Below are 1,256 nucleotides of genomic sequence, written 5' to 3' on the forward strand. Positions count from 1 at the left end.
AGCGCGGCCTGGGCGAGCGCCTCGACGCGCTCATCGTGGGCAACGTGCCTGACGTCCGCAAGGCCGTGCGATGGAACTCACCCTTCTACGGCATCGAAGGCCAGGGCTGGTTCGCGAGTTTCCATGTATTCACCCACTATGTGAAGATGACCTTTTTCAGTGGCATCTCATTGCAACCGATCCCACCAGGCGGCACGGCCAAGAGCAAGGATGTGCGCTGGATCGACATCCGCGAAGACCGGTTCGACGAGGCGCAAATGGCGGAATGGATCAAGCAGGCCGCCGCCCTGCCCGGCTGGACCCCGTAGCGGCCACAGACGCAAGAATACGACAGAGGAGAAAGAGCGATGAAGATCAAGCTGACCAGCGTGTATGTGGACAACCAGGAAAACGCATTGCGCTTCTACACCGACGTGCTGGGCTTCACCAAGAAGGCCGATTTCAGCAACGGGCCCTATCGCTGGCTGACAGTGACCTCGGCTGAAGAGCCTGATGGAACCGAACTGCAGCTCGCGCTCAACGACAACCCGGCCGCCAAGGCCTATCAGGAAGCCATCTTCCAGCAGGGTCAGCCTGCGGTCATGTTCTTCACCGACGACGTCAAGGGCGACTACGAGCGCATCAAGGCGAAGGGTGGCGCGTTCACCGTGCCGCCGACCGAGGTGACCGGTTCAACCATCGCCCAGCTGAACGACAGCTGCGGCAACCTCGTTCAGATCACCCAACTGGCGCGCTGGTGACAGGCAGCGGTTGAACGCGTCGACGCACAGGAGACACCAAATGACCCCCTCGCAACAGATCGACCAGTTGATCGCCGGTCTCTCGGACTGGCGCGGCGAGACGCTCGCCGACATCCGCAAGACCATCCTTGCAGCCGACCCGGACATCATCGAGGAGTGGAAGTGGATGGGCAGCCCGGTATGGTGCTTCGACGGCAACATCGTGGTCGGCAACGCCCACAAGGACAAGGTGAAGCTGACCTTTTCCCATGGCGCCAGCCTGCCGGATCCCGACAGGCTGTTCAACAATGGTTTTGGCGGCAAGGTGTGGCGGGCTATCGATGTGTTCAAGGGCGACAGGCTCAATGAGAGCGCTTTGAAAGAGCTCGTCCGTGCCGCCATCGATTACAACAAGGCCAAAAAGAAGAAAAAGGCGCCGGCAGCTACTGGGGCGAAGCCACGGAAGTAAGTCTATGCTGCCTGGCCTGCCACCCAGCCAGACGACCATGCCCACTGGAAATTATAACCGCCCAGCCA

4 protein-coding genes are annotated in these 1,256 nt (G+C 60.6%); 3 read left to right on the forward strand and 1 reads right to left on the reverse strand.

Translation table 11 applies throughout. The features are described from left to right. The 3 genes from ENZ74_RS32110 to ENZ74_RS32120 all read left to right on the forward strand — a co-directional run. Positions 1 to 308 (forward strand): DUF1801 domain-containing protein (locus ENZ74_RS32110; protein WP_127313301.1); only part of this gene is annotated, 308 nt, incomplete at its 5' end. 39 nt (positions 309 to 347) lie between these two features. Then, positions 348 to 740 carry a VOC family protein gene (locus tag ENZ74_RS32115; protein WP_063168197.1) on the forward strand — a complete coding sequence of 131 codons (393 nt, stop codon included), beginning with the start codon at positions 348 to 350 and terminating at the stop codon, positions 738 to 740. A 40-nt stretch (positions 741 to 780) separates the two neighbouring features. After that, on the forward strand, positions 781 to 1,188 hold the full coding sequence (locus ENZ74_RS32120) for a DUF1801 domain-containing protein (protein ID WP_063168198.1): 408 nt from the start codon (positions 781 to 783) through the stop codon (positions 1,186 to 1,188). A gap of 2 nt (positions 1,189 to 1,190) precedes the next feature. Here ENZ74_RS32120 and ENZ74_RS32125 read toward each other — a convergent pair. Beyond that, a partial coding sequence (locus ENZ74_RS32125) for an NAD(P)/FAD-dependent oxidoreductase (RefSeq protein WP_164761420.1) occupies positions 1,191 to 1,256 on the reverse strand: 66 nt, incomplete at its 5' end.

It is taken from the genome of Mesorhizobium sp. M7A.F.Ca.CA.002.15.2.1, from assembly GCF_003998715.1.
Taxonomy (GTDB): domain Bacteria; phylum Pseudomonadota; class Alphaproteobacteria; order Rhizobiales; family Rhizobiaceae; genus Mesorhizobium; species Mesorhizobium ciceri.

Excerpts from the sequence above, each read along its gene's own strand:
- ENZ74_RS32115 (WP_063168197.1), top strand. The coding sequence starts at position 348 with ATGAAGATCAAGCTGACCAGCGTGTATGTGGACAACCAGGAAAACGCA.
- ENZ74_RS32120 (WP_063168198.1), top strand. The coding sequence starts at position 781 with ATGACCCCCTCGCAACAGATCGACCAGTTGATCGCCGGTCTCTCGGAC.